The following is a 23,771-nucleotide window of genomic DNA, read 5'->3' on the forward strand; positions in this document are numbered from 1 at the left end:
TGCTAAAACTCAAACTGATAGAGCAAATCGAGCGCCTGGTCAATGCCAGACACCGCTTCCACATATAGCCTAGGCATCAGGCGATAACGTAAAGTCAGCGTCGCCAGGGAGTCGAAAATACCGACCCCATATTTTACCTGCAGACCCGGCAGTACATAGCCGCTGACCACCACCTGGGAAGAGTCGCCTACCCCTTCGGTGTCCAACGCCAAATTGCTTACGCCAAACGTCTCGCCGATTTTACCCACAACCTGACCACTTTGTGCAACCCCCATTCCAATAAGCATTGAGGTCATCGCGGCGCTATCGCTCTGTCCGCTGCTCAAACCCTGGCCGCGCAGCAGATAAGATAGCGCTTCCTGCTGGGACATCACCGGGTCAGAGAAGATCTCCGCTTTCGGCTGATCGGCGGAGCCGGTGACGCGAACGCCGGCGATCACATCGTCTTCGGTAGCATCCGGGTTACGAATCGCTTCGATATTCAGCAGCGGCTGATCCGGCGGACCGGAGAACAGCAGCTCCCCTTTGCGAACAATCAGATCCTGACCATAGGCGTGGAAGCGGCCGTCCGGAATATTGATCTGCCCGTTGAGGCCCAAGCCTTGCTTGTCCTGCGCCACTTTCAAATCACCGGTCAGACGCGCTTTCAGACCAAAGGCTTCCAGACGCACGTTGTTGCCGACGTGAATCGTCAGGTTGCTGTTGATCGGGATACCGGCGCTCTGCTGATTAATCGGCTTGAGGTTTTTATCCAGCATCACTTCATCAGAGGAGACGCCAACCGCGCTCTCTGGCACCTCGTTGACCACGATCCGCGCCCAGGGCACATCCACCTTGCCATCAAGGCTGAACAGGCTCGGCGTGGCGGTAAACACCACGTCCGGCGACACATCGAGACGCACCATCGGCGGCACCGTGATCCGCACCCGGCTGCCCTTCGCTGCAATCTGCGCCCGCCAGTTATCGATCTGCGTCCAGTCGGCGTTGCCGCTGAGAGCAATTTGCCCCTGGCGGGTGTTCACCGTCCCCTGCAGGGTCGAGCGCGTGCCGTTGAAGTTCATCGCCAGCTGGCTCGGCTGCATATCAAACGGCATGAAGTTGCCATCGATATCCACCCCGCTGAGCTGCATCTGGCCGAACAGCTGCGGGCTTTTCACGTTGCCGCCCAGACGCAGACGGGCGTTGAGCCTCCCCTCGGCTTTTTCACCGCGAGCGAAAATCGGGTTGATCATCGCCAGCGAGAAGTTGCTGATATTGACGTTGCCGCCGAGATTACGCCGCCCCTGCGGGTCGGTGACCTGCACCTGCCCATCCAGTTGACCATTGTTGGTCAGGCGGATAAGCCAGCCCAGCTCGGCGCGATTGTTATGCAGGTCGGCGCTGAGGTTCAGCGTATCGAATGCCACCGGCAGCGGCGCGTCGTTGACCACCTGGGTCACCTTGACGTTGCGCCCGCTGAGGGTCACTTTGCCCTGCGGCAGCCCCTCTTTAGTGGTGTCCCAGCTCACATCGGCATTACCGGTAAACACGCCGCTGGCCTGGGTCGCCTCCGGCATAAACGGCTTAAGCATCGCCAGATCGAAGCGGTTGAGGTTCACTCGCGCCCGCCCGCTGGCGCCCGCGTCGATGGTCTGCGGGACGCACAGCTCGGCGTTCGGGTTGGTCCAGCAGTGTGGCCCAATGCTGATTTTCTGCTCCTGGTTGCGGTAGTCCAGCGCAATGCTGCGCGTCAGCGCTACCGGCCCTACCGGCGTCTGGAAGCGGGTATCGCTCAGCGAGCCTCTCCAGCGTTCGGCCTGACGATCGAAGCTGCCTGCCAGCGTCAGCTGGCCGGAAACCGGATCGCCCTGCACGCGCAGCCGCAGCTCATGCTGCTTCTCAGTACCTTTGGCATTGAGCTGCACCAAACTGATATTGACCCCCGGCTGGCTAATGCGATCGACCCGCACATCCAGATTACCGCCAATCTGATCGGTGGATTTCACGTCCCCTTTGACGTTGACCTGGGCGATCGTCAGTTCCTGCCAGCGCAGCGCCCGGGCGGTGATGTCGGCCAGAAGCTGCGGCGCATCGACAGTGCCGCGCACTTTCACCAGCCCCTTCGCCGTTCCGCCAAGCCCCGGCAATGCATTATCCAGATGCGGGGCATCGATAGTGGCGTCGAGGTTAAGATCCTTCACCCCAAGCTCACCTTTGATATCGGCGCTGTTCGGGCCTAACGCCAGGTGCAGGCCCGGGATTTTCCACTGCAGATAGCTGTTACCCTGCAGCGAGCCCGAAACATCCACTTTGTTCTGCTTCACGTTGCCGGTAATTTTCAGCTCCGGCACCGACATCTGCCAGCTGCCGCCGTACAGGCTGCCCTGGGTCTTGATCATGCCGTTGAGCTTCGACGGCCAGTCCGGCACCTCTTTGGCGGTGTTGATCCCATCGAGGGTCAGCTCGCCGCGCCAGCTGATCGCCTGCTGCCAGTCGAGCAGCGCCTTCAGCTCGGTTTTCCCTTCCAGGGCGTTGACCGTCAGCTTGTCGAGATTAATCTGCCGCTCATTGCCTTTGGCGTTGAGGGTGATTTTCGCCGGCGGCAGCGACTGACCTTTCACCGCCGTGGAGAAGGCCAGCGCGTAGTCGGTCATTTTGCCGCTAAACTTCAGCTGGACGTCGTCGGCCTGGAACTGCTTCTCGCCGCTGAATGGCCAGGCGAGCTGCTTACTCTTCAGCTCCATATTGAGCGGCAGCCCGGCCTCCGCCAGCTGCGCATCCGCGCGCAGCGTGGCCGCGACCGGCCCGCTTAAGTCCACCCCGACCTTAAGCGTTTTACGCACTTCGCCGCCCACCTTCAGCTGCACCTTCTCCCCTTTCATCGGGTCAACGTTCAGCGTTCCGGCGAGGGTAATGTCCACCGGCCAGTTATCCTGCAATTGCGCGTGGCCCGAGGCGCTGACCTTGCCCTGATCGGAGTCGATATCGAGGGCGTCGAGCTTCATCTGACCGTCGATACTGCTGACTTTCAGCAGCAGGTTATACACGGTGATGTCGGTATCGCCGGTCAGGCGTAGTTGTTCTCCGCGGAACGCCTGAATATTGAGGTTCAGCGGCAGATGGACATCGGTCATTGCCGGCAGCACCGGCTGCGAGAAGAGGTCGGTCATCGTCTCGCCGAGCGGTTTTTCCTGCGGCTTCGGGTTGTCGATTTTCGGCTCGACCACCTGCTCCTGCGCCACTTTCGCCACCTTCGGCAGGGCGATTAGCAGCCCCTGCAGCGAGGTCGGCGTCAGGGTCAGGTTTTTCTCCTGCCAGTTCAGGCCGGTGGAAAAATCGCGCACGGACACTGCAGTATCGTCGATTTTGACGTTGACGTTATGCAGTGCGACGCGGCTGAGGGTGATCGGATAAGGGGTGGAGAGATTCAGCGGCCCGCTGTCTTCTTCCTCGACCGGCGCGGCGGGCGGCATCTTCTTCGTATCGACGGCGACGTAAATATCGCGCAGCGCGATATCGTTTACGCACAGGCTGCTGTCCCACAGGCAGCGCAACCGGACGCTGAGGTGAAACTGACCGGCGGTCACCGCCACCCCGGGCTGCTCGTAGCGGACATTATCGAGGGTTAAATCACGCCAGCCACCGGTGACTTTGCCGATATCCAGCCCCGGTACCCAGCGATCCGCCGCTTTGAACACCAGATGTAAGCCGGTGGTCGTCCCCACCAGGAACCCGACGGTGCCCAGCAGGAGCACCAACACGATTAAGACGCCGAGGCTTATTTTCTTCCATAAACTCATAATTCAGGCCCCAGACCGATGTAAAACTGTAAACCATGCTCTTCTTTGTCGCCGATCGGCCGGGCGATATCCAGCTTGATCGGCCCCACCGGCGACTGCCAGCGCACGCCCACCCCGGCGCCGGTTTTGAAATCGCTCTCGCGAATATCGCTGACCGCTTCGCCGCTATCGACAAACACGGCGCCCCACCATTTACCACTGACGTTGTACTGATACTCCAGCGAGCCGGTCGCCAGCTTCGAGGCCCCGATCAGCTTGCCGTCATCGTCCTTCGGCGAGATAGATTTGTATTTATAGCCGCGAATACTGCGGTCGCCCCCGGCGAAAAAGCGCAGATCCGGCGGCACCTTGTCAAAGTTGTCCGCTTCGATCCAGCCAAGGTTGCCGCGCACCACAAAGCGGTGGCGGTCATAGAGGGTACGGATCCAGACGTCCTGGGCCTGCATCACGATGAAGTTGATGTCCGAGCCCCACATGGTGTTGGAGTAGTCCACGGAGTAGCGCTGTGAATCGCCCCAGGTGGGCATCAGACCGCCGCGAGAGCGAGTGCGGTTCACCGAGACCCCAGGGTAAATCAGCATGGTGGTGTTGGTGACGTTCGCCTGGGTAAAGTGGTCCAGGCTCCAGCGCAGGTTGATCGCCCGCTGCCAGCCGCTCGACATCTCCCAAAAACGCGATACCCCAAGCGTGGTGGAGTCGGCCTGGGTGTCATTAAGATCGGTGCGCTTAAAGCCGCCCTGCATCAGATAGTACTGCTCGAGCGGGCTCTTCAGCAGCGGGACTTTATAGGTAAAGTCGAACTGCTGCTCCGGAGCAGAGAGGCTGACGCTGGAGGTCAGGCTGTGGCCATACGAGTTCATCCACGGTTTTTTCCACGTGGCTTTCACGCGCGGCCCGACATCGGTTGAAAAACCAACCCCGGTTTCCACGGTGTTCTCTTTGCGTGGCGAAACAACGCCCTGCAGAGGCAGCACCTTGGTTTTCCGTGACTTAGCGAAATCAGGCGCCACCACGACTGAACTGAACCAGCCGGTCGCCGCCAGGCGGCGGTTTAGCTCGGCCAGATCCTGCGAGGTGTAGTAGTCGCCCTCTTTAAACGGCACGAGGTTTTGCAGGTATTCATCGCGAATTTGCGATCCGGAGAAGGTGACGTGACCAAAGCGATAGCGCTCGCCGCTGTCGTAATCGATATCCCAGAACGCCTGGTGGCGGTCAAGGGAGACCCCGAGCTGGCTTTTGTTGAACTCGCTGTCAAAGTAGCCTTTGCGCAGGGCGACGCGGGTCAACGAGCTTTTGAAACCGTCATAATCGCCATGGTTCAGCACCGTCCCGATGGCCGGACGCGTTTTTAGCAGCGCCAGATAGTCGCTATCGGTACGGGCGCCGCCGCGCAGAATGACCTCGGTTCCACCAATGCGCACCGGTTCACCCGGGGTCACTTTGGCGATCAGCACCTGACGCCCCCTTTTCGGCGGCGGACGTAAATCAAATTCAATCGTCGGCTCGTAATAACCCAGCGCTTTCAGACCTTCGCGAATGGCGTCATCGACGCGCGCGCGAAAGCGACGATCCGGCGTGACCTCATCACTCTGGATGGTGGAAAGCTGGGCGCGAACGTTTCTCTCCAGCTCCCCGGATAATCCCTCAACCTGCAAACGCACATTCGCTGCGCTGGCGACCCCGCTGACCAGCAAAAGGCTGGTGATACATAACTGGCGGATTTTTAGCACATTTTCTCCTGAATCTCCCTGTTTCCCCCTACAGGAAACACTGGCGCCGCTCCACGGCTTAACAAAACCCTAACAACCAGGGTTGAAAAAGTGGCAATAACCCAAATAATTCTTATGTATTAATCTAGACGTATTACGCGTGTTTATTGTGTTAAAAGACACGCTTCGTTACAACCTTAACGACGATTTCTGTATTGAGAGGCCAACCGTGAGTCTATTTGATAAAACGCATCTTGTCGCCCAGGCGGATGCGCTGCCTGGACGCAATACCCCCATGCCAGTGGCGACGCTCCACGCAGTTAACGGCCACTCGATGACCAACGTCCCGGCGGGGATGGAAGTGGCGCTGTTCGCCATGGGCTGCTTCTGGGGAGTGGAGCGCCTGTTCTGGCAATTGCCGGGGGTTTACAGCACCGCCGCAGGCTATACCGGCGGCTATACGCCAAATCCGACCTATCGCGAAGTGTGCAGCGGCCAGACCGGTCACGCGGAAGCAGTGCGCGTGGTTTACGATCCGCAGGTCATTAGCTATGAGCAGTTATTACAGGTGTTCTGGGAAAATCACGATCCGGCGCAGGGCATGCGACAGGGCAACGACCACGGTACCCAGTACCGTTCGGCGATTTACCCGCTGACGCCGGAACAAACGGCAGCGGCAAAGGCCAGCCTCGCCCGCTTCCAGGCGGCGATGAACGACGCGCACGATACTCGTCACATCACTACCGAGATCGCTACCGCCAAACCCTTCTACTATGCCGAAGACGATCATCAGCAGTATCTGTATAAAAACCCGCACGGCTATTGCGGCATCGGCGGCATCGGCGTGTGCCTGCCGCCTCAGTAACAACCCGATTGCGCTATCGGGGTGTGGTGGTTAATCAGAAAAGACCGGGCCCGCAGGGAAGTGGGCCAGAAATGCCGTCACGGTTAACCATTCACGCAATGACGGAAACGTCATCTCTTTCTCTGCCAATGCCCGATCGAAAGCGATTAGCGAATCGATGCCTGCCGTTCCGAACACGCCCCCGGCCCATAGTATTCTTTGCGCCTGGTCCCGCGCCCAGCCACTCTCGCTACGCCAGGCAAGGATATGCAGCAGAGCCTGTAATAAAGAGGCGACGTGGGTGCGCTGCTCTTTCACCAGCCGGCGGTAAACAGGCAGAGCAACACTTCTTATAATGTCGATACTCTCCCATACCGCCTCGTCTTTCAGCAGCCTCCCGGCCTCTTCGCACAGACGATTATGGGTAATAACCTCTTTTTTCTCGATGGTCTTCCCGGCAGCAATCACCATCCCACCCAGCAAATAGAGCGACTCTGGCAATAATGGCAAAACAACCCGCCGTTCTCTGGCAAGCTGCTGTCCGGCATAAAGGCAGTTAACCACTGTTTTTTGGACGTTGTATGGCTCGCTGTGGCTATCGAGGAGGTGTAACTCAGGTACCAGGTGATTCACTAAATCCACCGCCCGGACAGAGTGAAGAATAATGTTGCTCTGTTCGGAGGTCTGTATTCTCTGCACATCCAGTAAAACAGTCTCTTCCATTTTATTTTCCCTCTGTTATACGTACTTGCACAACGCCCATGCCGGGACGCATCTGATTCCAGCCTTCGCTTAACCGCGCAGCATCTGTCATACCCCACCTCAAAACAGGGGTGAAAGAGAGGACATAAACTTAGGTAAGGTATTTATCAGCGCAACGAGAGTGAGCAACAAACAAAAGAGATAGCTGATCGCCATGCATATTTGTAATAACCGTGGCGCCTTGTATCCTTTATTAATATCCTTTCGCCACAGCAGCAGGCAAATAAACAAGCCGGCGACCGGCGTGGATACCGCCGTTGCCACATTCGCTAAGTAAATTAACTGCACCGGCGAACCGCCAAAGCTAAAGCAGATTAACCCCGCCACCACCAGCACCACCATGGATCCCCACTGGACCGCTTTACTCTCCAGCGCGGTAGATTTATTGAAGCCGGAATTGAGCAGCACAACCCCACGCTGAGTATTCCCCAGTAGAGATGAGAAACCCGCCCCCAATAGGGCGACACCCATAATGTATTTTGCCGCCCGTCCCATACTGGGCGTTAACAAATCGGCCAGCTGCGTCGGCGTATTGATTGATATCCCTTGCGGAAAAAGGACGATGGCCCCCACCAGAATAATCGCCCCGCTGATCAGCAGCACACCGATAATATGGGCGACGGTATCCGCCACCATCACGCCATTAAAGAGGTCATCTTTTTTCCATTTTTTCTCTTTGCCAAGGTAAGTGCCGTAGATCCCGGTCGTCAGGGAGGCATTGGTACTGATAAAGCCCAGGGCGGTGACTAAACTCCCCGCAGGAAACATCCAATGCGTTAACCCTTCGCCACTGGCTTTCCAGTCTGGTCCCCCCGTCCCTACCAGGGTAATATAAAAAGCGATAATCATTGCCACAATACAAATAGTGATCCCTTTTTCGACTTTGGAATAAACGCCTTTAGAGAAATAGCAATAGATCATCACCGCAATCATAATTAACGCACCGAGTTTCCAGTCAATGCCGAAAACCAGGTTCATGCCGGCCCCGGTACCCGAGATATTCCCCATGGTAAAAAAAAGACAGGCTAAAAAAGTAGCCACCCCGACAAACCCCGAGGCGACTTTACCATAATAGTGACGTATCGCCTCGATTGACGGCATTCCGGTGAGCATCGAGATACGATAGGTCGTCAACATAAACGTGATCCCCATAAAGGCAATGGGGATCAGTAGCCATAGCAAAGAGTAGCCATAGTCCGCCCCTAACATCGACGCGGTGGTGATAGCGCCGGGACCGACAACGACCCCGGTAAGAACAATACCCGGACCAATACGGCGAATTAATTGAGAGAAGGGAAGTTTTTCTATTTGTGCGGGTACAGTGGAAGATGTTTTTTCTAAATTATTCATGACAGCCTCATTATATTATCTTTACAGAATATTATATGGCCAACCTTATATATTGAATAAAACCGGATAGTCCCTGGTAAAACCAACCCGTATTCATGAAGAATACGGGTTTAACATACAAATAATGAATTAAATAACCGCTTTTTTAATACCTGCTTCACGGATAGCCGCTTTGATCTCTTCTTCCGCGCCGGGTTCCAGCGGTAACAACGGTGAACGAACGGTCGCGTGTTCCAGGATGCCACGTTCAACCAGAGCATGTTTCAGCGCGACCGTGCCTTCCATATGCGAGCCACGGTGATAAACGGCCTTGGTAACCGGCAGCAGACGATCGTGAACCGCTTTGGCCTTCACATAATCCTGCGCTTTTCCGGCCTCCAGCAGCTCTAACAGGAGTTCCGGCGCAATATTGCCATACCCCACCAGGAAACCATCAATATCAAAAGCGGTATGCAGCAAATATTCATCATGACAGCTGAGGATCTGTAAATCAGGGCGTTCGCGGCGAATCACCGGAATTTCCGTATCCCAGCGGCGCATATTCCGCACGCCATTTTTCATCGCAAAGACTCCCGGTTGCGCGGAGATATCCAGCATCGTTTCGAGGTTATAGGTGGCTTTCGTGACATCCGGATACTGGAACAGAATAAGCGGCAGGCCGCTCTCTTCGTATACCACGCGATAACGATCCTGCGGCGCCCCTTTTTGGTAGCCAAAACGCAGCCAGCCATGGGAGGGATACAGCAGGCCAGCAGAGGCCCCGGCTTCCACGGCACGCTGTGCTTCCAGCGCCGCCACTTCCGTCCCTTCGCCGGTAATACCGGCGATAACCGGCACGCGGCCTTCGGTCGAGTCCACAAAACTACGGATAACATCGGCCTGCTCCTGCTGAGTCAGGAAGGTACCTTCCCCGGCATGTCCCAGCACCACCAGACCTTTCACGCCTTTCACGCTGCCAAGCCAGGAACCTAAGCGTTTGATCGCTTGATGATCGATGCGTCCATCGCGGGTAAAAGGGGTAACGGGGGCTGGAACAATACCACGCAAATCAAGTGCTTTCATGTTAACTCCTTACACATTTCAACAATAAAGATGATAAAATCCCCTTCTTGAAATCGATTGCAGGAACGATTGCAAGTGAGTTGAAATGTCTTCCCTTTACTCCGCAAGATCAAGGGTACTCTGCGAATAAATGCAATTCGCATCACAAAAAAGAGCGGCTTAAATGTTTATCAATCTGCATTACGTGATCTATTTCCCACATTATTGCCTGTTACCGCTCACGCCAATTCAGTTGCGTGGGCGAAATAACTACGAATACAATCTCAGCTGAATTTAAACAGGGAATCGGTCATGGGAAATCAGTCATCTTCAGAGCAAAATGGAAGAACGATCACGATGCAGGATGTGGCACGCGCTGCAGGCGTGAGTGTTTCAACTGTTTCACGCGTGCTGGATGAACGTCTCCCCCCGTCCCGCAGCCCTTCCGCTGAAAAAATACGCGAAGCGGCGAAGCAGTTGGGTTATCGACGTGACTATGTGGCGTCAAGTCTGCGCCGGGGCGATACCGGCACGATAGGCGTTCTGGTGCCCAGATTGACTGATACCGTGACGGCGATGTTCTATGAAGCCGTCTCTCAGGCCGCTGCGCGCCATGGGTATTTCACGGTAGTGGCCACCTGTGGCAACGATCCAGAAACGGAAGAGCGCGCCACGCAATCTCTGTTAGACCGCCGGGTGGACGGCCTGATCCTTTCCACCTGCCGCCTGGGCGATCGCCTGCCCCAGCAGCTACGGGAAAAACAGATCAACCATGTTCTGGCGCTACGTACCGACGGTATAAGCCCATCGGCCATTGGTGATGACGAACTGGGGGGTTATCTGGCGACCCGCCATTTACTGGATTTAGGGCACCGGGAAATCGGCATCATTGCCGGGCCGAATTTTTCATCAAGCACCTTAAACCGGCAAAAGGGTTTCCTGCGTGCCATGCAGGAAGCGCAGGCCGAGGTGAATCCCCAGTGGTGGCGAGATTCCGATTTTACCATTGTGGCCGGTGAAAACGCCGGTTATGAAATACTGAATAGTCCTGCGCGCCCCAGCGCCATTTTCGCCGTCAATGATGACCTGGCGATCGGCGTGATGGCGGCGGCACATCGACTCGGACTGGAGATAGGCCGAGACGTTTCTCTGGTGGGTTATAACGACATTCCTTTGGTCAGCCGCCTGCCGATCCCCTTAACCTCGGTAAAAACGCCGCTTGATCAGCTTGCCAGCCATGCTGTCGAGTTACTGTTAAGCAACCATGTGGAAAATCCTCAGCGCTATTCTCTACCCACGCTGATCCCGCGCGCTTCCACGCGGCCTTATCGCTAAGCGGCGAAGGTTCCCGGCCCAAAGGGTGTGACAGGGCCGGGGCAGTATTTAATATTATGCCAGCTAATGTTATCAGATATTGATTCTTGCTCTTCAGGGGGAGGTTATAGCGTAAACGTCATGCCAATACGATACCGTGATTCTGAGATTTTATTTTGGCCGTCATGGTAGCCCTGTTTCCCGAGATAATCATATTCGATATAGGGACTAAACCAGTCATTCCATTTATAGCGTAGCGTTAGCGCATTTTCTGTCGCCGAAGACTTATCATTTTTATACTTATAGTCGTCATTGACGTGGCGATAGACCGTGCCTTGATATAAGGCGCTCCATTGTGCATTAAATTTATAGGCAACATATAAATCCAGACGATTGACGCTATCCCGATGCGACTCACCGGCACTATTGACCGTTTCATAAGTGTTGTAGTCATAGCGATAACGCAGCCCAAAGGTAAGGTCGGGCGTGGCTTTATAATTAACGCGCAGATAAGGCCGTAGCTGAGTGCCTTTGTTGCTCCAGTGATAGATGCCGCCAGGCTGCAAGGCCCATTTATCGGCGAATGGCCAGCTATAGTTAGCCTCTATTTCATTATAATCGACCGTGCTGTCGCCAAAGGAGTGGGAACCATCAGCTCTGTCGGTACCCTGGTTGCACTGATGGTTATTTTTGTTGTTTTTGTTATCCATCTCCATACTCGCCCACCAGCCTGTTTCCCCCCCCTGGCTGACCTTATAGCGGGACTCGTAAGAGTGGCTTCCCGCCCGATATCCTCCCCTGACATCAAAGGTCAGCGCGTGGCCTGCTGCAGGAATGCCAAGAACGCAACACATAATAAAAGCGGTTTTTGTACGCATATTTTATCCCTAAAATTAATCATCTCGAAATAAAACGGAAAAGAATATGACCGTATCTATATATTTTACAAATCAATATGAAATCGTTTGCAGTATCGTTTTCAATTACAGATATATTTCTATTACTAAATACGAATGGTCAAGACGGTAAAAATACCGATGCTATTCTCATCACAAATTTTCATCCGTTATTATCATGGCAGGTGAATTTCTGTGATCGACTCCGCTCCCTTTATTAGCCGATCATCGACTTCCCTTTCACCTGCAGATGAGTCGCTCTTGTTGCGGGAATTATCCTGCGACGCACCTGTCATCATAAGTACGCGTTTACGCTGACGCGTGGCGGAGAGATAACCGCGTAATTAACAATGATTAATCAATGCTCTGGCGATTTTGCTGACTGTTACGCTATACTACCTTCTGAAATTGCCAGCCCACGCCTGTGGGCGGGTGTTCAAGTAGCTTCCTTATAGTTCGATCAACTTCCCTTCCGAGGATCTGACCTCAACGGTCAGAAAAGATATGTTAAACAGTATTTTAGTAATACTCTGTCTGATAGCCGTCAGTGCCTTTTTTTCGATATCGGAAATCTCACTGGCCGCCTCACGTAAAATCAAACTGAAACTGCTGGCCGATGAAGGCAACGTCAACGCACAGCGCGTGCTGAAGATGCAGGAGAACCCGGGCACCTTCTTTACCGTCGTGCAAATCGGCCTCAATGCCGTCGCCATTCTTGGCGGTATCGTGGGCGACGCGGCCTTCTCCCCGGCATTTCATAGCCTGCTCAGCGGGTATATGTCGCCGGAGCTGTCCGAGCAGCTGAGCTTCATCATCTCTTTTACCCTGGTCACCAGCTTGTTCATCCTGTTTGCTGACCTGACTCCGAAACGCATCGGTATGATTGCGCCCGAAACCGTGGCTCTGCGCATCATCAACCCGATGCGCTTCTGCCTGTTAGTCTTCCGCCCGCTGGTGTGGTTGTTTAACGGCATGGCCAACATGATCTTCCGCATCTTCAAACTGCCGATGGTGCGTAAAGACGATATTACTTCCGACGATATCTATGCCGTCGTTGAAGCCGGCGCGCTGGCCGGGGTGCTGCGCAAGCAGGAGCACGAGCTGATTGAGAACGTGTTCGAGCTGGAGTCCCGTACCGTTCCTTCCTCCATGACCTCGCGCGAAAACGTCATTTGGTTTGATTTACACGAAGACGAGCAGAGCCTGAAGAATAAAGTGGCCGAACATCCGCACTCGAAATTCCTCGTCTGTAATGAAGATATCGACCACATTATCGGTTACGTCGATTCAAAAGATCTGCTGAACCGCGTACTGGCCAACCAGAGCCTGGTCCTGACCGGCGGCGTGCAGATCCGCAACACGCTGATCGTGCCGGATACCCTGACCCTGTCAGAAGCGCTGGAAAGCTTCAAAACCGCCGGCGAAGATTTCGCGGTGATCATGAATGAATACGCGCTGGTGGTCGGGATCATCACCCTCAACGACGTCATGACCACCCTGATGGGCGACCTCGTCGGCCAGGGGCTGGAAGAGCAGATTGTCGCCCGCGATGAAAACTCGTGGCTGATCGATGGCGGTACGCCGATTGATGACGTGATGCGTGTGCTGGATATCGACGAGTTCCCGCAGTCCGGGAATTACGAGACCATCGGCGGCTTTATGATGTTTATGCTGCGTAAAATCCCGAAACGCACCGACGCGGTGAAGTTCTCCGGGTATAAGTTCGAGGTCGTGGATATCGATAACTACCGGATCGACCAGCTGCTGGTGACCCGCATCGATAACAAGCCAACGGTGCTGGTGCCGAAGCAGGCGGAAGCGGCGGAAAGCCAGAACGCCTGAGCGTAACCCTTCCTCTATTTTCAGGGCGGATAACCATCCGCCCTTTTTATTGCCCGAATATAACGTCCTCGCTCCCACTAAACAAAATTGCTTTATCGGTGGGTTACAGCGATCCGGTCTATTTCACCCGCCTTTTTCGTAAACATAACGGCGTCCCACCGGGCGAATATCGCAAACGCTATGCGGAAATGAAGGGCTAAAAACATCAACGGCTCCCATCGGGAGCCGTCTTTTACCTACTACGTACTGCTACGTTTCAGGTTATGCCATCTCAGTTTGCAGACGCAACACCTGACGATTGACTTCGGACATCACTGACAGATGCAGCTTGTCCTTGACCTTCGGGATAAGGATTTTGCCCTTATCAAATTCAAATGCGCCAACGTCCTTGATGTACAACCGTCCACGAAACAGGATCTTCACGTACTTCGCCACTTGCAGCGGATTGTAGCGTTGGAAAATTTTCATTCTTCTCTCCTGCCAAGGTTACGCTCCTGTGGTGCCACAGTTAGCCCACGTATCGGGAGCGCAAATTTTAATGCCCTAAAACTATAGTCCAGAATCTCAGAGGGACCCAGTGTGTATAAGTTTATTTACCGTTTGATGACAATAATTCAGAATTTTCGTTTCGGACATACGATGAAGTAAGTATAAGTCGCCATTTTTCTACTAATTTGTGCGTCAACACGCAAACTGGCATCCTCATTGCGGGTAATCGCCGCCAATCGCACTTATGATTAAACGAGACCAAGTGGTCGGATCACCTGCATAAAAATGATTAAGGATTACGCATGACCCTACGTAGCATACTGGCCGCCTCGTTACTGCTTCTCCCGCTGCTGGCCACAGCGCATAACTTCGTCGACGGCCAGCGTGTGGCGCCGGTCGGCGTCGCGGATCGGGGAGAACTCATTCTGGATAAGGATAAGTTTAGCTATAAAAACTGGAACAGCTCGCAGCTGGTGGGAAAAGTGCGAGTTATCCAGCACATTGCCGGTCGCTCGTCAGCCAAAGAGAAAAATGCCAACCTGATCGAGGCGATTAAAGCGGCAGGTTTCCCGCACGATCGTTACCAGACTACCACCATCGTTAACACCGACGATGCCATTCCGGGCACCGGCATGTTCGTGCGCAGCAGCATTGAGAGTAATAAAAAGCTTTTTCCATGGTCGCAGTTTATCGTCGACAGCAACGGGCTGGTGCGTAAAGCCTGGCAACTGGACGAGAAGAGTTCCGCGATCGTGGTGCTGGATAAGGACGGTCGCGTAAAGTGGGCCAAAGACGGTGCGCTGACCCAGCAGGAGGTGCAGCAGGTCATCGACCTGCTGCATAAATTGCTTAATAAATAGAGACCCGGAAGCCTGGGTTGAGGAAGGATTCACGCGGCGTGTAGTCGAGGGTTTTGCCCTGCCAGTCGTGAACATGCGCCCCGGCGGCCACCGCGACCGCGTGGCCGGCGGCAGTGTCCCAGGTGCTGGTCGGCCCGAAGCGCGGATAGAGCTGGGCCTGGCCTTCCGCCACCAGGCAGAACTTCAGCGAAGATCCGATAGAAGTAGTTTGATGCTCGCCCAGTTGCTCAAGGTACTCCTGCAGCTCCGGATCGTTACCGTGAGAGCGACTGATCACCACCAGCGGCGGACGGGCATCGCGGACCTGGATCTGCTTGCGCACCCCGCACTCTTCTTTCCACGCTTTGCCTTTTTCCGCGCTGTACATCACCTTCATCACCGGCGCATAAACCACGCCCAGTGTCGGCTTGCCGTTTTCGATCAGCGCGATATTGACGGTGAATTCGCCGTTACGCTTAATAAACTCTTTGGTGCCGTCCAGCGGGTCGACCAGCCAGTAGCGCTGCCAGTGCTGACGTACCTCCCAGGCCGGCGGGTCCTCCTCGGAAAGAACCGGGGTGTCAGGATCCAGCGCTTTCAGACCGCTGATGATGACGTTGTGCGCTGCGATATCCGCCGCCGTGACCGGAGAATCATCTTTCTTGCTGGCGACGTTGATCGGCTGGTTTCCATCGTAGACTTCCATGATGGCATCGCCCGCGTTCCGTGCAAGCTGACATACTTGTTCTAACATTCTCCACCTCGTCTGGTTACAGTGGCGTTAACTCGTTGTTTTATTTATATCGCATCACCGCGAGTTCCGCTATCTGTGATAACGATGGCGGTTTCTCTGCCCGCTTTTCTGGCAAGATTCACATTTCTGTAAGCAACAGAATATAAATACATTTTCTACTGTGCTATCGCTCATAAAAAAAGGACGCCTCTGATGATTAAGTTTAGCGCAACGCTCCTGGCCACGCTGATCGCCGCCAGCGTCAACGCCGCGACGGTCGACCTGCGGATCATGGAAACCACCGATCTGCACAGCAATATGATGGACTTTGACTATTACAAAGATGCCGCCACGGAGAAATTCGGCCTGGTCCGTACCGCCACCCTGATCGAACAGGCGCGGGCAGAAGCGAAAAACAGCGTGCTGGTGGATAACGGGGATGTTATCCAGGGGAGCCCGTTAGGCGACTACATGGCCGCGAAAGGGTTGAAAGAAGGCGATGTGCATCCGGTGTATAAGGCGATGAATACCCTGAATTACGCCGTCGGCAACCTGGGCAACCATGAATTCAATTATGGCCTCGACTTCCTGCATAAGGCGCTGGCCGGGGCGAAATTCCCCTACGTGAACGCCAATATCATCGATGCCAAAACTGGCAAACCGATGTTTACGCCGTACCTGATCCAGGATACCCGGGTCGTGGACAGCGACGGTCAATCCCACACCCTGCGCATCGGCTATATCGGTTTTGTGCCGCCGCAGATCATGACCTGGGATAAAGCCAATCTCAGCGGTAAAGTGACGGTCAACGACATTACCGAAACCGCGCGCAAATATATCCCGGAGATGCGGTCGAAAGGCGCTGATGTGGTGGTCGTGGTCGCGCACTCCGGCCTCTCCGCCGACCCGTATCAGGCGATGGCCGAGAACTCGGTCTACTACTTAAGCCAGGTGCCCGGCGTGGACGCCATTATGTTCGGCCATGCCCACGCGGTGTTCCCGGGCAAAGACTTCGCCAACATCAAAGGCGCGGATATCGCCAAAGGGACGCTGAACGGCGTACCGGCGGTGATGCCGGGAATGTGGGGCGATCATCTCGGGGTGGTTGATCTGGTGCTGAACAACGACAGCGGCAAATGGCAGGTAACTCAGAGTAGAGCGGAAGCGCGGCCAATCTATGACGCGGTGGCGAAGAAATCGCTGGCGGCCGAAGACGGCAAGCTGGTGGCGGTGCTGAAAGCCGACCACGACGCCACTCGCGAATTCGTCAGCAAGCCGATCGGCAAGTCCGCCGACAACATGTACAGCTATCTGGCGCTGGTGCAGGACGACCCGACGGTGCAGGTGGTCAACATGGCGCAGAAAGCCTATGTAGAACACTATATTCAGGGCGATCCGGATCTGGCGAAGCTGCCGGTGCTCTCCGCCGCCGCGCCGTTTAAAGTCGGCGGACGTAAAAACGATCCGGCGAGCTTTGTCGAAGTGGAGAAAGGCCAACTAACCTTCCGCAATGCCGCCGACCTCTATCTCTACCCCAACACCCTGGTGGTGATGAAGGTCAGCGGGAAAGAGGTCAAGGAGTGGCTGGAGTGCTCCGCAGGACAGTTTAACCAGATCGATCCCGCCAGCAGCAAGCCGCAGTCGCTGATCAACTGGGACGGCTTCCGCACCTATAACTTCGACGTCATTGACGGGGTGAACTACCAGATTGACGTCACCCAGCCGGCCCGCTACGACGGCGAATGTCAGATGATCCATCCGCAGGCAGAGCGTATTAAGCACCTGACCTTTAACGGTAAACCTGTCGATCCGCAGGCCACTTTCCTGGTCGCGACCAATAACTATCGCGCTTACGGCGGCAAATTCGCCGGCACCGGTGAGAGCCATATCGCCTTTGCCTCACCGGATGAAAACCGTTCAGTGCTGGCGGCGTGGATAGGCGCGCAATCGAAGAAGGATGGCGCGATCCATCCGGCGGCGGATAACAACTGGCGTCTGGCGCCGATCCACAGCAACACGCCGTTGGATATTCGTTTTGAGACCTCGCCAGGCGACAAAGCCGCGGCGTTTATCAAAGAGAAAGCACAGTATCCAATGCGCCAGGTGGCCACCGATGATATCGGCTTCGCCATTTATCAGCTGGATTTGAGCAAGTAATGCCTGTTCCCCGGTGGCGCTGCGCTTACCGGGGCTACAAACCGGGGCTGGCTGGTAGCCCGGATAAGACGCCAGCCGCTATCCGGGAATATCTCCCCGGTGGCGCTGCGCTTACCGGGGCTACAAACCGGGGCTGACGGGTAGCCCGGATAAGGCGCCAGCCGTTATCCGGGTACATCTCCCCGGTGGCGCTGCGCTTACCGGGGCTACAAACCGGAGCTGACGGGTAGCCCGGATAAGGCGCCAGCCGCTATCCGGGAATATCTCCCCGGTGGCGCTGCGCTTACCGGGGCTACAAACCGAGGCTGACGGGTAGCCCGGATAAGGCGCCAGCCGCTATCCGGGTACATCTCCCCGGTGGCGGGGCTACAGGGAGTGATACATTTTCACTCCCCGTGGTTAGCCAACACCGCAGGCAGATTGCTCTCGATCCAGTCCGCCAGCGCCGCCACTTTCTCGCTCACCTGCAGGCCGAGCGGCGTCAGGCTATATTCAACGTGTGGCGGTACCACCGGATAAGAGACGCGGTCGATAAAACCATCCTGCTCCAGGGCCTGCAGCGACTGCGCCAGCATCTTTTCGCTGACCCCGCCCATTTTGCGGCGCAGATCGCTGAAGCGATGGGTCCCCTCGCGCAGCGCCACCAGAATCAACACGCCCCAGCGACTGGTGACATGTTTAAGCACATCGCGCGACGGGCACTGTTCCGCAAACAGGTTGCCGTTGCGCAGTTTCTCGCTCAGCGTCGGTTCGGCCATTTTCACACTTACCTTTTTGTACGTACTTACTAAAAGTTAGTTAAGGTGTTAGCTTACCACAACTGCCACTAAACACGAAGGAGAAGACTCATGATCGCCCTTACCGGTGCCACCGGCCAGCTTGGCCACTACGTTCTGCAAGACCTGTTAAAAACCGTCCCTGCCAGCCAGATTGTGGCGATTGTCCGCAACCCGGCCAAAGCCCAGGCGCTCAGCCAGCAGGGCGTCGTTGTCCGTCAGGCCGAGTACGGCGATGAAGCGGCACTAACCGCCGCGCTGCAGGGCGTGGATAAACTGCTGTTAATCTCCTCCAGCGAAGTCGGTCAGCGCGCCGTTCAGCACCGCAACGTCATCAACGCCGCCAAAGCCGCTGGGGTGACATTCATCGCCTACACCAGCCTGCTGCACGCCGACACCTCGCCGCTGGGCCTGGCCGCAGAGCATATTGAAACCGAGCAGATGCTGGCCGACTCTGGTATCGCTTACGCCCTGCTGCGCAATGGCTGGTATACCGAAAACTATCTGGCCAGCGCACCGCCGGCGCTGGAGCATGGCGTGTTTATCGGCGCCGCCGGCGAGGGTAAAATTGCCTCCGCCACCCGCGCGGATTATGCCGCCGCTGCCGCCCGCGTTATCGCCGGTGAAGGCCATGAAGGGAAGATTTACGAACTGGCGGGTGATAACGCCTGGACGCTGAGCGACCTGGCTGCTGAGCTGAGCACGCAAAGCGGAAAAAACGTGGTCTACCAGAACCTCAGCGAAGCCGATTTCGCCGCCGCGCTGAAAAGCGTCGGTCTGCCGGCGGGTCTGGCGGATATGCTGGCGGATTCCGATGTCGGCGCGTCGAAAGGCGGGCTGTTTGACGACAGCCGCACCCTGAGTACGCTGATCGGCCGTCCGACCACCTCCCTTGCTGAAAGCGTGAAAGGCATTCTGTAACCACCCCTGTCAGCTTTTGCGGTTGCGTCCCGGCGGTTCCTCTCTCATATTGAAGGGATAACCGTCGGGAGGCAGGCATGCAGGGCGTACCACCCCAATTTAGTGATGAAAAAGACCGCGCGCGCTTTCGCCATCTCGAACAGCTGCCCGGGGTGGAGCTTTACCACGCCCATATCTCTCGCTACGCCTTTGAACCCCATACCCACGAAGCCTTCGGTATCGGCGTGATTGAGCAAGGCGCTGAACGCTTTCGCTACCGCGGCAGCCAGCATATCGCCGCCGCGAACGCCATTGTCACCATGAATCCCGACGAGCTGCATACCGGCGAAGCGGAAACCGCTGACGGCTGGCGCTACCGGATGATTTATCTGGAGCCGGACCGTCTGGAAGCCATCACCGGGGTGCGCGACTGGTGGTTCAGCGAGGTGGTCCGCGAGGATCCCCTGCGTTCCCGACAGATTGGCCAGCTGATTTATGGCCTGTGGCATAGCGACGATCCGCTGGCACAGCAGGGACTGCTGCTCGACCTCATCGACGCCTTCCGCCCTCTGGCCCACCATGCCTCTGCGCAGGGTGAGGCCGGGCATCGCTTCGACCGGGTGCGCGACTACCTGCACGATAACTATATGCGCCCCATCACCCTCGACGAGCTAGCGCAGGTGGCGGCGCTTAGCCCATACCACTTTCAGCGCCAGTTTAAAGCCCACTATCACGTGACGCCCCATCAGATGCTGATGGCCATCCGTCTGTGGCGCGCCAAAGCGTTTCTCACCCACGGTATGCCCGCCGCCGAAGTGGCGATAGCCGTCGGCCTCACCGACCAGTCCCACCTGACCCGCGCCTTCACCCTGCGTTACGGCATTACGCCGGTACGCTATCAGAAGCAGGTCGCCAGGCGCTAATGCGCAATCTCATACAATATTCCTGCCCGGCCCCCTTCTACACTGCAGACCAACAGTGATGAAAACGGATGCAATGATGATTAGTGGTGTGCTGTACGCCCTGCTGGCGGGGCTGATGTGGGGATTAATTTTTGTCGGGCCTCTGCTGGTGCCAGAGTACCCGGCGATGCTGCAGTCGATGGGGCGCTATCTGGCGCTGGGCCTGATCGCCCTGCCGCTGGCGTGGCTCGGGCGCGCGCGTTTGCGCCAGCTGAGCCGCAACGACTGGTGGACTGCGCTGGGCCTGACGATGATGGGAAATCTTATCTATTACGCCTGCCTGGCCAGCGCCATTCAGCGCACCGGGGCGCCGGTCTCCACCATGATTATCGGCACGCTGCCGGTGGTCTTGCCGGTGTTCGCCAATCTGCTCTACAGCCAGCGCGACGGAAAGCTGCCGTGGCGGCGTCTGTTTCCGGCGCTGGTCTGCATCGCCGTGGGCCTGATCTGCGTTAACGTCGCAGAACTGCGCCAGGGGCTGCCTGATTTTAGCCCGTGGCGCTACGGCTCCGGCATCGCGCTGGCGCTGGGATCGGTGGCCTGCTGGGCCTGGTATGCCCTGCGCAACGCCCGCTGGTTGCGGGAAAATCCGCATCAGCCGCCGATGATGTGGGCTACCGCTCAGGCACTGGTCACGCTTCCGGTTTCGCTGGCCGGCTATCTCGCCGCCTGCGCCTGGCTGCACGGCCAGCAGGCCGGGTTTCCCCTGCCCTTCGGCCCGCGCCCGGCGGTGTTCATTACGCTGATGCTGGCCATCGCGGTGCTCTGCTCATGGGTCGGCGCGCTGTGCTGGAATATCGCCAGCCAGCGGCTGCCGACGGTGATCCTCGGGCCGCTGATCGTCTTCGAAACTCTGGCCGGGCTGCTGTATACCTTCCTGCTGCGGCAAAGTTTACCGCCGCTGCTGACCCTGAGCGGGATCCTGTTGCTGGTGCTCGGCGTGGTCTCCGCCGTACGCGCCAGACCGGAAAAACCGATGCTGCAGCCGCTGACGGACGAAAAAAAGTAGCCAGGCCTCCTTAAGGGGTATTCCCTCGCCAAAAAGATGCATTTAAAATACATCTTATATTCCTGATGACGAGGTAACTGCTATGGCTTTCCGTGACCAACCTTTAGGCGAGCTGGCGCTGACCATCCCGCGCGCCTCCGCCCTGTTCCGTCAATACGATATGGATTACTGCTGCGGCGGCAAACAGACCCTGGCGCGCGCCGCATCGCGGAAAGCGCTGGATGTCGCGGTGATTGAAGCCGAGCTGGCGAAACTGGCCGAGCAGCCCCTCTCCCGCGACTGGCGCGCGGCGCCCCTCCCGGAGATTATCGACCATATCATCGTCCGCTATCACGACCGGCACCGCGAACAGCTGCCGGAGCTGATCCTGCAGGCCACCAAGGTTGAACGTGTCCACGCCGATAAACCGAACGTGCCGAAAGGGCTGACCAAATACCTGACCATGCTGCATCAGGAACTCTCCAGCCACATGATGAAAGAGGAGCAGATCCTGTTCCCGATGATCAAACAGGGGATGGGCACCCAGGCCGGGGGGCCGATCAGCGTAATGGAAAGCGAGCACGATGAAGCGGGTGAACTGCTGGAGGTCATTAAGCACATCACCCATAACGTGACGCCGCCGCCGGAAGCCTGCACCACCTGGAAGGCGATGTATAACGGTATCAACGAGATGATTGACGATCTGATGGAGCACATCAGTCTGGAAAATAACGTACTGTTCCCGCGCGCCCTTGCCGGAAAATAAAAAGGCGCCCGCAGGCGCCCTCGACATTGTCCGTCTTACTTTGGCCACTCCGGGTGGCCTTTTTTATTTCGCCAGACGTTTTTTGCCGGCAAACAGCCAGCCCGCGCCCAGCAGAACAAACCACAGCGGGGTAACCATCAGCGCTTCACGGGTATCATCTTCCAGGGTCAACAGCACCAGTACGAAGACGAAGAAGGCCATGCACACCCAGCACATGAATTTGCCCAGCGGCATCTTGTATTTGGACTTCTCATGCAGCTGCGGGCGCTTTTTACGGTAGACCAGATAAGAGCAGAGGATAATCGTCCAGACGAACATAAACAGGATCGCCGACACCGTGGTGATCATGGTGAACGCGGCAATCACGCTCGGGTTGACCATCAGCATGACCACACCGCCCAGCAGGCACATGCAGGAGAAGGTTAAACCCTTCGCCGGCACCGCACGCTTCGACAGCTTGGCGAACATCTTCGGCGCCTGACCATCCTGCGCCAGACCGAACAACATACGGCTGGTAGAGAACACGCCGCTGTTGGCCGAGGAGGCTGCGGAAGTCAGCACCACAAAGTTGATCAGGCTCGCCGCCGCCGGCAGGCCGACCAGCACGAACAGCTCAACGAACGGGCTCTTGCTCGGCACCACGGAGCTCCACGGCGTCACCGACATAATCACAATCAGCGCGAAGACGTAGAACATAATGATACGCAGCGGGATGGAGTTAATCGCCCGTGGCAGGGATTTCTCCGGGTCTTTGGTTTCGGCGGCGGTGGTCCCCACCAGCTCAATCCCCACGAAGGCGAACACCGCAATCTGGAAGCCGGCAAAGAAGCCGCTCAGCCCTTTCGGGAACCAGCCGCCGTCATTCCACAGATGGGCGAAAGAGGCTTCGACGCCGGTCGGCGATTTGAAATGCATCATGACCATCACCAGGCCGACGACGATTAGCGCCACAATGGCGACGATTTTGATCATCGCGAACCAGAACTCCATTTCGCCAAACATTTTGACGGTGGCCAGGTTCAGGCCCAGCAGCAGCAGGATCACCGCCAGCGAGGCGACCCAGTCGGAGAGTCCGGGAAACCAGAACTGCGCGTAGGCGGTGATCGCCACTACGTCCGCCATTCCGGTGACGACCCAACAGAACCAATAGGTCCAGCCGGTAAAGTAACCCGCCCACGGCCCCAGCAGATCGGCCGCAAAATCGCTGAAGGATTTATATTCGAGGTTCGACAGCAGTAATTCGCCCATGGCTCGCATAACGAAAAACAGCATAAAACCGATAATCATATAAACAAAAATAATAGATGGCCCGGCAAGGCTGATAGTTTTGCCAGAACCCATAAATAACCCAGTGCCGATCGCCCCGCCAATCGCAATCAGCTGAATATGTCGGTTTGTGAGATTTCGCCGTAGCGATTGTTCAGTCGGCTCCTGCTCAATAGCAGCGACTTTAACCTGATCTACCATGTGATTTCTTCCTGTTGTACCTGTCTGTGTTGTTCAGGCTCTGATGGCCCGTCGTCTGTCATTAACCCCAGCAAGGGCTAGTCGATATTAGGTAAGAATCGGAGGGATGAATACTATGATTTAGATATAATGTTAATTTTATGTTTAAAGTGAGTGT

The 23,771-nt window shown here is 56.3% G+C and carries 19 protein-coding genes and 1 pseudogene; 10 read left to right on the top strand and 10 right to left on the bottom strand.

The annotated features are described in order from the left end of the window. Positions 1–2: 2 nt before the first annotated feature. Together tamB and tamA are read right to left on the bottom strand one after the other, a co-directional pair. Complete coding sequence (gene tamB / locus DTA24_RS25465) at positions 3–3,779, bottom strand: autotransporter assembly complex protein TamB (protein ID WP_008807150.1); 3,777 nt, start codon at positions 3,777–3,779, stop codon at positions 3–5. Beyond that, positions 3,776–5,509 (bottom strand): autotransporter assembly complex protein TamA, encoded by a 1,734-nt coding sequence (gene tamA / locus DTA24_RS25470; RefSeq protein WP_008807151.1) that lies wholly within the window; start codon positions 5,507–5,509, stop codon positions 3,776–3,778. The genes tamB and tamA overlap by 4 nt, the downstream gene beginning before the upstream one ends. A 208-nt stretch (positions 5,510–5,717) precedes the next feature. Here tamA and msrA point away from each other — a divergent pair, with 208 nt between their 5' ends. Next, positions 5,718–6,353, top strand: coding sequence for a peptide-methionine (S)-S-oxide reductase MsrA (msrA, locus tag DTA24_RS25475; protein WP_008807152.1), 636 nt, complete (start codon positions 5,718–5,720; stop codon positions 6,351–6,353). A 30-nt stretch (positions 6,354–6,383) separates the two neighbouring features. On the opposite strand, the gene DTA24_RS25480 is transcribed toward msrA, so the two are convergent. The 3 genes from DTA24_RS25480 to DTA24_RS25490 all read right to left on the bottom strand — a co-directional run bounded on the left by DTA24_RS25480 (position 6,384) and on the right by DTA24_RS25490 (position 9,506). Next, complete coding sequence (locus tag DTA24_RS25480; RefSeq protein ID WP_110196162.1) at positions 6,384–7,055, bottom strand: hypothetical protein; 672 nt, start codon at positions 7,053–7,055, stop codon at positions 6,384–6,386. Positions 7,056–7,154: 99 nt separating this feature from the next. Continuing rightward, the gene (locus DTA24_RS25485; protein WP_012969097.1) at positions 7,155–8,444 is read right to left on the bottom strand and encodes an Nramp family divalent metal transporter; all 1,290 of its coding nucleotides are present in this window, start codon (positions 8,442–8,444) and stop codon (positions 7,155–7,157) included. A 129-nt stretch (positions 8,445–8,573) separates the two neighbouring features. Further along, on the bottom strand, positions 8,574–9,506 hold the full coding sequence (locus tag DTA24_RS25490; protein WP_022065390.1) for a dihydrodipicolinate synthase family protein: 933 nt from the start codon (positions 9,504–9,506) through the stop codon (positions 8,574–8,576). A 291-nt stretch (positions 9,507–9,797) separates the two neighbouring features. Here DTA24_RS25490 and DTA24_RS25495 point away from each other — a divergent pair, with 291 nt between their 5' ends. Beyond that, on the top strand, positions 9,798–10,820 hold the full coding sequence (locus DTA24_RS25495; protein ID WP_023339457.1) for a LacI family DNA-binding transcriptional regulator: 1,023 nt from the start codon (positions 9,798–9,800) through the stop codon (positions 10,818–10,820). A 104-nt stretch (positions 10,821–10,924) separates the two neighbouring features. Here the strand turns inward: DTA24_RS25495 and DTA24_RS25500 are convergent, their stop codons facing one another. Then, positions 10,925–11,677 (bottom strand): oligogalacturonate-specific porin KdgM family protein, encoded by a 753-nt coding sequence (locus DTA24_RS25500; protein ID WP_123837123.1) that lies wholly within the window; start codon positions 11,675–11,677, stop codon positions 10,925–10,927. Positions 11,678–12,199: 522 nt separating this feature from the next. On the opposite strand from DTA24_RS25500, the gene DTA24_RS25505 reads away from it, so the two are divergent. Then, positions 12,200–13,537, top strand: coding sequence for a hemolysin family protein (locus tag DTA24_RS25505; protein ID WP_008807158.1), 1,338 nt, complete (start codon positions 12,200–12,202; stop codon positions 13,535–13,537). Positions 13,538–13,599: 62 nt separating this feature from the next. Next, positions 13,600–13,737: pseudogene (locus tag DTA24_RS25510) on the top strand (helix-turn-helix domain-containing protein); the annotation flags it as partial. Between the two features lie 61 nt (positions 13,738–13,798). Here DTA24_RS25510 and DTA24_RS25515 read toward each other — a convergent pair. Next, entirely contained in the window at positions 13,799–14,005 is a 207-nt protein-coding gene (locus DTA24_RS25515) for a DUF1107 domain-containing protein (RefSeq protein ID WP_002886707.1), read from the bottom strand. Positions 14,006–14,328: 323 nt separating this feature from the next. Between DTA24_RS25515 and DTA24_RS25520 the strand changes: the two genes are divergently transcribed. Beyond that, positions 14,329–14,886, top strand: coding sequence for a YtfJ family protein (locus DTA24_RS25520; protein ID WP_008807162.1), 558 nt, complete (start codon positions 14,329–14,331; stop codon positions 14,884–14,886). Here the strand turns inward: DTA24_RS25520 and cysQ are convergent. Then, positions 14,876–15,619 (bottom strand): 3'(2'),5'-bisphosphate nucleotidase CysQ, encoded by a 744-nt coding sequence (gene cysQ / locus DTA24_RS25525; protein WP_012543098.1) that lies wholly within the window; start codon positions 15,617–15,619, stop codon positions 14,876–14,878. The two genes, DTA24_RS25520 and cysQ, sit on opposite strands and share 11 nt — an antisense overlap. 192 nt (positions 15,620–15,811) lie before the next feature. Between cysQ and cpdB the strand changes: the two genes are divergently transcribed. Further along, a complete protein-coding gene (gene cpdB / locus DTA24_RS25530) occupies positions 15,812–17,755 on the top strand; it encodes a 2',3'-cyclic-nucleotide 2'-phosphodiesterase (RefSeq protein ID WP_012543099.1) in 1,944 nt (647 codons plus the stop codon). A gap of 386 nt (positions 17,756–18,141) precedes the next feature. On the opposite strand, the gene DTA24_RS25535 is transcribed toward cpdB, so the two are convergent. After that, positions 18,142–18,513 (bottom strand): winged helix-turn-helix transcriptional regulator, encoded by a 372-nt coding sequence (locus DTA24_RS25535; RefSeq protein ID WP_012543100.1) that lies wholly within the window; start codon positions 18,511–18,513, stop codon positions 18,142–18,144. Between the two features lie 90 nt (positions 18,514–18,603). Between DTA24_RS25535 and DTA24_RS25540 the strand changes: the two genes are divergently transcribed. From DTA24_RS25540 to ytfE, 4 genes are all read left to right on the top strand, one after another. Further along, positions 18,604–19,452, top strand: a complete 849-nt coding sequence (locus DTA24_RS25540; RefSeq protein ID WP_012969103.1) for an SDR family oxidoreductase — start codon at positions 18,604–18,606, stop codon at positions 19,450–19,452. A gap of 77 nt (positions 19,453–19,529) precedes the next feature. Continuing rightward, on the top strand, positions 19,530–20,354 hold the full coding sequence (locus DTA24_RS25545) for an AraC family transcriptional regulator (protein WP_012543102.1): 825 nt from the start codon (positions 19,530–19,532) through the stop codon (positions 20,352–20,354). Positions 20,355–20,430: 76 nt separating this feature from the next. Then, positions 20,431–21,402, top strand: a complete 972-nt coding sequence (locus DTA24_RS25550; RefSeq protein ID WP_012969105.1) for a DMT family transporter — start codon at positions 20,431–20,433, stop codon at positions 21,400–21,402. Between the two features lie 82 nt (positions 21,403–21,484). Then, a complete protein-coding gene (gene ytfE, locus DTA24_RS25555; protein WP_008807169.1) occupies positions 21,485–22,147 on the top strand; it encodes an iron-sulfur cluster repair protein YtfE in 663 nt (220 codons plus the stop codon). Positions 22,148–22,210: 63 nt separating this feature from the next. On the opposite strand, the gene cycA is transcribed toward ytfE, so the two are convergent. After that, on the bottom strand, positions 22,211–23,614 hold the full coding sequence (gene cycA / locus DTA24_RS25560; RefSeq protein ID WP_008807170.1) for a D-serine/D-alanine/glycine transporter: 1,404 nt from the start codon (positions 23,612–23,614) through the stop codon (positions 22,211–22,213). Positions 23,615–23,771 lie beyond the last annotated feature (157 nt).

Source organism: Klebsiella sp. P1CD1 (assembly GCF_003790505.1).
Classification (GTDB): domain Bacteria; phylum Pseudomonadota; class Gammaproteobacteria; order Enterobacterales; family Enterobacteriaceae; genus Klebsiella; species Klebsiella variicola.

Excerpts from the sequence above, each read along its gene's own strand:
- tamB (WP_008807150.1), bottom strand. The coding sequence starts at position 3,779 with ATGAGTTTATGGAAGAAAATAAGCCTCGGCGTCTTAATCGTGTTGGTG.
- DTA24_RS25480 (WP_110196162.1), bottom strand. The coding sequence starts at position 7,055 with ATGGAAGAGACTGTTTTACTGGATGTGCAGAGAATACAGACCTCCGAA.
- DTA24_RS25485 (WP_012969097.1), bottom strand. The coding sequence starts at position 8,444 with ATGAATAATTTAGAAAAAACATCTTCCACTGTACCCGCACAAATAGAA.
- DTA24_RS25490 (WP_022065390.1), bottom strand. The coding sequence starts at position 9,506 with ATGAAAGCACTTGATTTGCGTGGTATTGTTCCAGCCCCCGTTACCCCT.
- DTA24_RS25495 (WP_023339457.1), top strand. The coding sequence starts at position 9,798 with ATGGGAAATCAGTCATCTTCAGAGCAAAATGGAAGAACGATCACGATG.
- DTA24_RS25500 (WP_123837123.1), bottom strand. The coding sequence starts at position 11,677 with ATGCGTACAAAAACCGCTTTTATTATGTGTTGCGTTCTTGGCATTCCT.
- DTA24_RS25505 (WP_008807158.1), top strand. The coding sequence starts at position 12,200 with ATGTTAAACAGTATTTTAGTAATACTCTGTCTGATAGCCGTCAGTGCC.
- DTA24_RS25515 (WP_002886707.1), bottom strand. The coding sequence starts at position 14,005 with ATGAAAATTTTCCAACGCTACAATCCGCTGCAAGTGGCGAAGTACGTG.
- DTA24_RS25520 (WP_008807162.1), top strand. The coding sequence starts at position 14,329 with ATGACCCTACGTAGCATACTGGCCGCCTCGTTACTGCTTCTCCCGCTG.
- cysQ (WP_012543098.1), bottom strand. The coding sequence starts at position 15,619 with ATGTTAGAACAAGTATGTCAGCTTGCACGGAACGCGGGCGATGCCATC.
- cpdB (WP_012543099.1), top strand. The coding sequence starts at position 15,812 with ATGATTAAGTTTAGCGCAACGCTCCTGGCCACGCTGATCGCCGCCAGC.
- DTA24_RS25535 (WP_012543100.1), bottom strand. The coding sequence starts at position 18,513 with ATGGCCGAACCGACGCTGAGCGAGAAACTGCGCAACGGCAACCTGTTT.
- DTA24_RS25540 (WP_012969103.1), top strand. The coding sequence starts at position 18,604 with ATGATCGCCCTTACCGGTGCCACCGGCCAGCTTGGCCACTACGTTCTG.
- DTA24_RS25545 (WP_012543102.1), top strand. The coding sequence starts at position 19,530 with ATGCAGGGCGTACCACCCCAATTTAGTGATGAAAAAGACCGCGCGCGC.
- DTA24_RS25550 (WP_012969105.1), top strand. The coding sequence starts at position 20,431 with ATGATTAGTGGTGTGCTGTACGCCCTGCTGGCGGGGCTGATGTGGGGA.
- ytfE (WP_008807169.1), top strand. The coding sequence starts at position 21,485 with ATGGCTTTCCGTGACCAACCTTTAGGCGAGCTGGCGCTGACCATCCCG.
- cycA (WP_008807170.1), bottom strand. The coding sequence starts at position 23,614 with ATGGTAGATCAGGTTAAAGTCGCTGCTATTGAGCAGGAGCCGACTGAA.